The organism is Arthrobacter sp. APC 3897 (assembly GCF_030407495.1).
Classification (GTDB): Bacteria; Actinomycetota; Actinomycetes; order Actinomycetales; family Micrococcaceae; genus Arthrobacter_B.
Genome location: NZ_JASDDG010000052.1, coordinates 1 through 8,747, shown reverse-complemented (window position 1 = coordinate 8,747; position 8,747 = coordinate 1). Strand labels below are relative to the sequence as shown.

Here is an 8,747-nt window from a genome sequence, read left to right as displayed (position 1 = left end):
ACTGGGGGGTGGGCTGAGCGGCCACAATATCTCCAAAGTGCTGGTAATGGTTGGTGCGGTAAAACTGGTCAGTGCGGTGTAAATCAGGGGTGCAGCAGGCTCGGCGCGGCGCCCAGCAGCTTGCGGGTGTAGTCGTCCTTCGGGGAGGCAAAGACCTGTTCGGCCGGCCCTTCCTCGACAATCCGTCCGTAGTACATAACGCAGATCCGGTCGGAAACGTAGCGGACGGTCTGGATGTCATGCGAGATGAAGACCATGCCCAGGTTCAGCTCCCGTTTCAGGTCCGCGAGCAGGTTAAGGACCTGCGCCCGGACGGAAACGTCGAGGGCCGACGTGGGTTCATCGGCAACAATGACCGCCGGGTCCAGGGCCAGGGCGCGGGCAATGGCCACGCGCTGGCGCTGCCCGCCGGACACCTGGTGCGGGGTGACCTCGGCGGCAGAGTAGGGCAGCCCCACCAGCGCCAGCAGGTCCTTGACCTTGGCCGCACGGGAGCGGGCGTCGCCGATACCGTGGACCTGCAGCGGATCGGTGAGGATGTCCTGGATGGTCATCCGCGGGTTGAGGGCGGTGGACGGGTCCTGGAAAACCACGGCAACGTCCTGGCCGAAGCGCTTGCGGTCCGCGGCACGGCGGATGCTGGCCGGCTTGCCGTGGAACAGCACCTGCCCGGCGGTGGGTTCCTGCAGCCCCACCAGGACCGAGGCCAGGGTGGACTTGCCGCAGCCGGACTCCCCCACCACGCCCACTGTTTCACCGCGGCGGACGCTGAAGTCCACGCCGTCCACGGCCTTGACGATATTGGGGCGGAAGATGGAGCCGGTGCGGGTGCGGTGGTGGACTTTTAGTCCCTTCAGTTCCAGAACGGGGGTCCCGGTCCCTGCTGCGGGCGCTGCGCCGCGGGCTGCTGTGCTGGTGCTCATGACTGTCCTTCGGCGCTGGTGGTTGCGGCGGCCAGCGGAAGCCGTCCGCCGCCGTCGTCGCTGCTGCTGTCCGTGAGGTGGCTGGCCCAGAAATGGTCGCCGTCACCCACGCGGACAAAGGACAGGACCTGGTCCGGATCGGCGTCCGGCCGCAGCGACCGTTCCGCGAACCGGTCTCCTGACGCGAATTCCCGCGGTGAGGGGACGGTGCCCTGGATCTGGTGCAGCCGGTCGGCGTCGGATTCGATGGAGAGCACGGCTCCGAGCAGGCCGCGGGTGTATTCGTGCTGCGGGTTGCGCATCAGCTCGGAGGCTCCGGCGGATTCCACCACCTGCCCGGCATACATGACGGTGATGCGGTGTGCCAGCGATGCCACCAGCGCCAGGTCATGGCTGACGAACACCATGGCGAAACCCAGTTCCTCGCGGAGCTCGTTGAGCAGGTCCACCACCTGTTTCTGGACGGTGACGTCCAGGGCGGTGGTGGGCTCGTCCGCCACAATGATCTTGGGCGAGCGGGAGAGCGCCATCGCCACCAGCACGCGCTGGCGCTGGCCGCCGGAGAGCTCGTGCGGGTAGCTTGCCAGCGTCCGGTCCGGATCCAGCTTGACCATTTCCAGCAGCTCACGCGGGGTCTTGCGGCCGTTGCGGCGGGTCAGCTGCAGCAGCTGGTCCTTGATCAGCATGGACGGGTTCAGCGAGCTCAGTGCGTCCTGGTAGACCATGGCAATCTGCTCGCCGCGCAGGCCGCGGTAGAGGCGGTCGCGTTCACGCGGATCATTGGTGAGCAGTTCCCTGCCCTGGAAGGTGATGGAACCGCTGAGCACCGCGGTGGGCGGCAGCAGTCCCATGACGGCCAGGGACGTGATGGACTTTCCGCAGCCGGATTCCCCCACCAGGCCCATGGTTTCGCCCTCGCGGACGGTGAAGCTGACCCGGTCCACAATGGCGGTGTCACCGTAGCGGCCCGGAAAGCGGATGGACAGGTCCTTCACCTCAAGGATCACCGGGGCGTCGGCGGAGACGGCGGGCAGCCGGTCGGTGCGGCGCTCCTCCACGGCGGCCAGCAGCTGCAGTTCCTCGGCCAGGGCGGCGAGCGAACCGGGCAGGTTGATCCGGGCGGCTGCGGACTCATTCTCCGTCGCCTGCGGACTATCCGCCGGCACTGCGTCCACGACGGCGGCAGCTGCGGGCGGTGCCGCGGGCACGGCGGTGGCGGCAGCCAGCTTGACCGTTTCTTCCTTGATCGGGGCAGCCCTGCGCATCCGCGGATTTACCATGGCGTCGGTCAGGCCTTCGGCCAGGATGTTCAGCGCCAGGACGGTGAGGAGGATGGAAATGCCGCCAAACGTCGTCGGCCACCAGGCACCGCTGAAGACCACGTTGCGGCCGTCCGCCATCACGTTGCCCCAGGAGGCCGACGGCGGCTGGACGCCGGCGCCGAGGAAGGACAGTGACGCTTCGAGGATGATCGCGTCAGCCACCATGACTGTGGCGAAAACCAGCACGGGGGCTGCGGTGTTGCGGACCACGTGCTTGGTCAGGATGAACAGCCGGCCGGCGCCGATCACCCGTTCGGCACGGACATAGTCCTCGCCGTACTGGGCCAGCACATTGGCGCGGACCACGCGGGCCAGCTGCGGGGTGTAGACAATGGCGATGGCGAAGATGATCACCGGCACCGTGGAACCGAACAGGGTCAGCGAGTGTTCCTTGAGGGCAAAGAGCAGGGCCGCGGCCAGGGCAATGCCGGGGAAAGCCATCATGATGTCGAGGATCCGCATGATGCCCTCGTTGACCCACTTGCGGGACGTGGCGGCCAGGGCGCCGAGAATGGCACCCAGGATGACGGCCACGGCCACCGACCCCAGCCCGATCGCGGCTGAGACCCGGGCTCCGTAGAGCAGGCGGGAGAAAACGTCGTAGCTGGAGCCGTCGGTTCCCATCAGGTGGTCGCCGCCGGGGGCCAGCACCGGAGCGCTGGATTCATTCTCCCCGTAGGGAGCCAGCGCCGGGCCGGCGACGGCGATAAGGGCCACGAAGATCAGGAATGCCAGGGCCAGTTTGGAACTGAGATTCAGGGATTTGAAGCGGGCGCCTGAGCCGGCGAGCCGTTCAGCGAGTCCGTTGCGCATGGTTATACCGTCCGGATCCGGGGATTAATGAGGACATAAAGGACATCCACCAGGATGTTGACCAGCACAAAAGCCACGGCGATGGTCAGCACGGCGCCCTGCACCAGGTTGGTGTCCGAGGTGTTCAGGCCCACGATGATGAGGTCACCCATGCCGTTGAGGCTGAAGATTTTTTCAATAACGACGGCGCCGCCCAGGAGGTAACCCACCCGCAGGCCCAGCACGGTTACCGGAGTGACCAGCGCGTTGCGCAGCACATTCCGTGCCACAACGGTTCGGTACGGGACGCCGTTGCCGATGGCCGTGCGCACGTAGTCACGGTCCAGCTCTTCGACCATGGAGGTGCGGACCACCCGGATCAGCGAGGCGGATACGGGGATGCCCAGGGCCAGTGCGGGCAGTGCCATCGAGTACAGCCAGCCAACAAATCCGTACTGCTCGGCCCAAGCCAGACCGCCGGTGGGGAAAATGGAACCGGCGGGCAGGGCCAGCCACTGGATCAGCAGGATGGCGAGCCAGAAGGAGGGGGTGGCGATGGCCGCTATGGAGAAGACGCGGATCAGCTGGTCCGGCCAGCGGTCCCGGTACAGGGCACTGGTAACGCCCAGGACCAGGGCCAGCACCACGGCCAGCAGGATGCCCAGCATCGTCAGCTGGAGGGTGACGGGAAAGGCCGAGGCGATCTTCGAGGCCACCGATTCTTCGGGCGGATTGGTGTAGCCGAAGTCCAGCCGGATCACGCCGCCGAGGTAGCGCAGGAACTGGATGAGCAGGGAGTCATTCAGGCCGCGCGCCTCGCGGAAGGCATCTTTGGCCTCTTCGCTGGCGTTTTCACCCAGGACGGCAGTGGCGCGGTCTGCGGGAATGACGGACAGGACGATAAAGACCATGATCGTCACGCCCAGCAGCATGAACGGCAGCGCTGCCAGCCTGCGGCCGAGCAGGCGCAATAGTGTAGCCATGTTTTTGTTTCTCCAAGCGATGCGGGCCGCCCTGCCGGAGCAGGGGTTGTTCTATGGGGGGTGTCCCCCGCTTCCGGCAGGGCGGGGTCTTACTTCCGGCCGACGCCTACAAAGGAGAGGCCGGTGGTGGGCAGCGGCGCAAAGCCGTCAAGGGTGCTGCTGTCCCAGGCGGTCGGCAGCTGGCGGTGGAACAGCGGGTACAGCGGCGCTTCTTCGGCCACAATGTCTACGACAGCGGCGTGGATCTTCTTGGCCTCGGCCGGATCCAGCTGCACCGCCTTGTCCAGCTTTGCCTGGACGTCGGCGAATTCCGGGGTCCCGGACCACGCCATGCGGTTCTTTGCCCAGGTGTCGCCGCGGTAGAACCAGCTCAGGAGCAGGTCGCCGTCGTTTCCGAACACTGAGGGATCACCCGGGGCCACCAGGACATCGAAGTTCTGGCCGCCCACCTTTTCCGGTGCGTAGACGGCAGCGGACTGCAGCGGTTCCAGCGTGGTGGTGATGCCGATGGCGTCCCAGTTTTCCTTGATCAGCGGAGTCACGCGGGTAACCCAGCCGGTGTCGGTGGACGTGAGCGTGATGGTCATGTTTTCCATCCCGGCTTCCTTCAGCAGCGCCTTGGCCTTCTCCGGGTCGTAGCCGTAGACGGTGCCGGCCTCCGTGTAGGAGGGGTGGCCCTTCTGGAAGTAGGACGTGGCGGCGGCCGCGTTGCCCAGCAGTGCCTTGGAGATGATGTCCTCGGTGTTCGTGGCGTAGTGCAGTGCCTGCCGGACCCGCTTGTCGGCAAACTTCTCCGACGCGCAGTTGAACATCATGAACAGCAGCCCGAAGGACTGCACGGATTCGACATCGAGCTTTGCCTTGAGCTGGTCAACGTCCAGGTAGGGGATGTCCTCGATGGCCTGGGCGCGGGACGGAACCGAGGCCACGCGTGCGGCCGGATCGGCCAGCAGCAGCCAGGTCATGTCGGTGACGCGGGCCGGATAGGAGCCGTTGTATTCCTCGAACTTCTTGAAGACAATCCGGTCTTCCTTGACCGCGGAAACAAACTTGTAGGGGCCGCTGCCCACCGGAGCCAGATCGAAGGCGGCCTGGTTGGAGGCCAGCGCCTTCGGAACGATCTTGACCACGGAGATGCGCGGGCCGAATTCAGCAAAGGGGTACTTCAGCTTGAACTCCACCGCGTCGCCGTCGGCAGTGACGGAGGCGATGAACGGGACAAAGCCGGCAAAAAGGGACTTGTTGGCCGGATCCAGCACGCGCTCAAAGGAGTAGACGACGTCGTCGGCAGTGACGGGGTCGCCGTTGTGGAACTTTGCGCCTTTACGGAGCGTGACGCGGTACGTGGTGTCGTCGACCTTTTCGGGCTCGGCGGCAGCCAGCGCCAGATACGGTTCGCGGGTGGCCGGATGAAGCTCCGTCAGGCCTTCGAAGATGTGGAGGTTTGCGGCCACCGGCGTTGCTCCGGTGGACGTCATGGGATCGAATCCCGTGGACAGGGAATAGGAGATTCCGGCTTCAATGGAATCGGCGGCTGCCGCGCCGCCGCCGGTTGCTGCGGTGGATCCGCCGGGGCTGCAGGCGGCCAGCGAGCCGGCAAAGGCCGATGCGGTGCCGAGGACTCCGGCGATGCGAAGGAAATCACGGCGGCTGGCGTTCCGGAGGATCCCGGTACTTTCGGTGGTCTTACTCATGGTGTCTCACCAATCAGGGTGTGGCGGATATCGGACGTAGGACATCCCATGCGGGTTGAGTAGACTGTAGGCTGAATCACAAGACCGGGTCAAGCACGTCACATATGTGAACGGTGACGGTGCCGGGTAGCCCGCGTACCGTTGCCGCAGGTGCACCCCCGCAAGCACGCCTCTGACAGTTTCCTAAGGAGTTCCGATTTTGGTGAACGAGACAGAACCACGTCCCCGGGCAGCCGCGCAGACTGCGTCATTCCCCGTCCCTGACACGGCACCCGGCATTTCCTCGCGTGCACCCCGGTTTAGCGCCCAGGCACGTTTGGCCGCGCTTCAGAACGACATCATGGACCTGATCCTGCACAACAACCTCGCCGCGGGGAGCCCCCTGCCCACCGAAGCTGAGCTCTGCAGCGCCCTGGGCGTTGGACGGAACACACTGCGCGAATCCCTGAAGGTCCTGCAGGCTCTGGGAGTTGTGGAAATCCGGCACGGCTACGGCATGTTCGTGGCCCCCACCAACTTTGACGCCCTGACCACCGGCCTGACCTTCCGCGGACGGCTGTCGCTGCGGCAGCAGGGCAAGGAAGCACTGGAACTGGTGGATGTCCGGCAGACCCTGGAATCGGGTCTGATCGGCCAGGCCATGACGCTGATGACTGAGGAACATCTCGCGCGGATAGAAGAAACCGTCCGGGAAATGGAATCACTAGCTGATCAGGGGCAGGCCCTGGCAGCGGTGGACTCCGAGTTTCACCGCCAGCTCTTTGAACCGCTGGGGAATGAACTGCTGACGCACCTCATGTCGGTCTTCTGGGATGTCTACAGCCATATTCATGCCGAAGCAGGCATGGAAGCCACCAGCCTTCATGCCACCGCACTCATGCATCGGGAAATCTACGAAGCCGTCCGGAGCGGAGACAAAGCGCTGGCCTCGGAGCGGATCAACAGCCATTTTGACGGCATCCGCGAAGCCATTGCAGCTCTGGTGAACCGATGAACGGGCAGAAGGACAGGCAGCGGCAGGACGCCCTGCAGATCATGGTGCTGGACAGCCCTGCAGAAGCCGGTGCTGCGGCAGCCGCCGTCGTGCTCTCCTGCGTGCAGGCCAAGCCAGACGCGGTGCTCGGATTTGCCACCGGTTCCTCACCGCTTCCGCTCTATGACGCGCTGGCTGAATCCGGCGGAGACTTCTCGGGCGTGCAGGGTTTCGCCCTGGACGAGTACGTGGGGCTTCCTCCCCGGGACCCGCGCAGCTATGCCGCTGTCATCCACAGTGAAGTCACCCGGCGGCTGGGCCTGCGGCCCGGGGCCGTCCATGTGCCCGACGTTTCAGACCCGGATCTTGATGCCTCAGCGCAGCGCTATGAACGCGCGATCAGCGACGCCGGCGGCGTGGACCTGCAGATCCTCGGCATCGGCCACAACGGCCACCTCGCCTTCAACGAGCCCGGTGCCGCCCTGGATTCACGGACCCGGGTGGAGGTTCTGGCCGAACGCACCCGCCGTGCCAACGCGCGGTTCTTTGATTCATTGGATGAAGTGCCCGCGCTCTGCCTGACGCAGGGCATCGGCACCATTCTCCAGGCCCGCCATCTGCTCCTGATCGCACACGGCACTGACAAAGCGGACATTGTTTCCCGGGCATTGCAGGGACCGGTCAGTCCGGAGTGTCCTGCTTCCGCTCTTCAGCTGCATCCGCAGGTCACCGTATTCCTTGACCGTGCTGCGGCCGCAAGGCTCCATCCATGACGCGCGGGAACTCCCGGCCGGTCACGGTGATCCGCGGCCGGGCGCTGCTGGGCACACGCGTGGAGGAGGACAGCGCTGTTGCAGTGGCCGGCCCCAAGATCCTTTATGCCGGACCGCAGAGCGGACTGCAGGATTCATTGACCGAGGCGGGGATCGACGGCGGCTGCGTCACCACCTTGACCTTGTCTCCCGGGCAGCTGGCAGTCCCGGGGCTGATTGACGTGCACAATCACGGCGGGCACGGCGTTGACTTCCCGTCCGCAGACGCTGCCTCAGCGCGGAGCGCCCTGCACCGGATGCATGCCTCCGGCACCACCACGGTGCTGGCGAGCCTGGTCACCGCGTCCCCTGCCGATCTGCTCGCTGCACTGGATGTGCTGGCCGGTTTGGCGGAAACCGGTGATATTGCCGGCATTCATTTGGAGGGACCTTTCCTCTCTGCAGCCCGGTGCGGTGCCCAGGACCCGCAGTGGCTTCGGTCCCCCGATGTTGGCTTCGCCGAACAATTGATCGCCGCCGCCCGCGGGCATCTGCGCACCATGACGTATGCCCCCGAGCTGCCCGGGGCCAATGACCTGGTTGACCTGCTGTGCTCGCATTCGGTGATTCCTTCCCTGGGGCATACGGCGGCATCCGCGCACGACGCCGGAGCGTCCCTGGCGCGCGCGGCAGCGGGGCTGGCCACTGCCGTTCCCACGGTCACCCATCTGTTCAACGGCATGGATCCCCTGCACCACCGCTCCCCCGGTGCCGTTGCTGCGGCCCTGCGGGCGGCCGGGTCCGGCAACGCCGTCGCCGAGCTGATCGCCGACAACGTCCACCTGGACCCTTATCTGGTGGCATCTATGTTTGAGCTGCTCGGTGCCGACAATATTGTCCTGGTCACTGATGCGATGGCCGCGGCAGGCCTTTTGGACGGGATGTACCGGCTGGGACCGGCCGAGGTGCACGTGCAGAACGGTGTGGCCAGGCTGGCGTCCGGTGCACTGGCCGGCGGCACGGCCGGCATGCTGGACCTGGTCCGCAATGCCGTTGCTGCCGGCGTCCCGGCAAAGGATGCCCTTCATGCGGCAACGGAGGTTCCGGCCCGGATCCTGGGGATGACCGGACGGCTCGGCACCCTGTCCGCCGGTGCTGCGGCGGATCTGCTGCTGCTGGACGCGGACCTTCGCCTGCTCCGCGTACTGCGCCGCGGCGTATGGATCTACGAGGGTTAAACCTGGTGGTTAAACAGTTGAGGCCCGTACCACACGGTACGGGCCTCAACCTCTGAACAAATATTGTCCG

The 8,747-nt window shown here is 65.7% G+C and carries 7 protein-coding genes; 3 read left to right on the top strand and 4 right to left on the bottom strand.

The window, feature by feature from the left end:
* Positions 1-83: 83 nt before the first annotated feature.
* The 4 genes from QMA10_RS17445 to QMA10_RS17430 form a co-directional block, all read right to left on the bottom strand.
* Positions 84-923: an ATP-binding cassette domain-containing protein gene (locus QMA10_RS17445; RefSeq protein WP_290170467.1), complete on the bottom strand. Its 840-nt coding sequence runs from the start codon at positions 921-923 to the stop codon at positions 84-86.
* On the bottom strand, positions 920-3,058 hold the full coding sequence (locus tag QMA10_RS17440) for a dipeptide/oligopeptide/nickel ABC transporter permease/ATP-binding protein (protein ID WP_290170465.1): 2,139 nt from the start codon (positions 3,056-3,058) through the stop codon (positions 920-922). Before QMA10_RS17440 ends, QMA10_RS17445 begins: the two co-directional genes overlap by 4 nt.
* A 2-nt stretch (positions 3,059-3,060) precedes the next feature.
* Complete coding sequence (locus QMA10_RS17435) at positions 3,061-4,020, bottom strand: ABC transporter permease (RefSeq protein WP_290170462.1); 960 nt, start codon at positions 4,018-4,020, stop codon at positions 3,061-3,063.
* 89 nt (positions 4,021-4,109) lie between these two features.
* The gene (locus QMA10_RS17430) at positions 4,110-5,714 is read right to left on the bottom strand and encodes an ABC transporter substrate-binding protein (RefSeq protein WP_290170459.1); all 1,605 of its coding nucleotides are present in this window, start codon (positions 5,712-5,714) and stop codon (positions 4,110-4,112) included.
* Positions 5,715-5,991: 277 nt separating this feature from the next.
* Here QMA10_RS17430 and QMA10_RS17425 point away from each other — a divergent pair, with 277 nt between their 5' ends.
* Genes QMA10_RS17425 through nagA form a run of 3 tightly spaced genes read left to right on the top strand, consistent with a single transcriptional unit; the run spans position 5,992 to position 8,677 of the window.
* Positions 5,992-6,708 (top strand): FadR/GntR family transcriptional regulator, encoded by a 717-nt coding sequence (locus tag QMA10_RS17425; protein ID WP_290170469.1) that lies wholly within the window; start codon positions 5,992-5,994, stop codon positions 6,706-6,708.
* The gene (locus QMA10_RS17420) at positions 6,705-7,460 is read left to right on the top strand and encodes a glucosamine-6-phosphate deaminase (RefSeq protein ID WP_290170458.1); all 756 of its coding nucleotides are present in this window, start codon (positions 6,705-6,707) and stop codon (positions 7,458-7,460) included. Before QMA10_RS17425 ends, QMA10_RS17420 begins: the two co-directional genes overlap by 4 nt.
* Entirely contained in the window at positions 7,457-8,677 is a 1,221-nt protein-coding gene (gene nagA, locus QMA10_RS17415; protein WP_290170457.1) for an N-acetylglucosamine-6-phosphate deacetylase, read from the top strand. Before QMA10_RS17420 ends, nagA begins: the two co-directional genes overlap by 4 nt.
* The last annotated feature ends 70 nt before the right edge of the window (positions 8,678-8,747 follow it).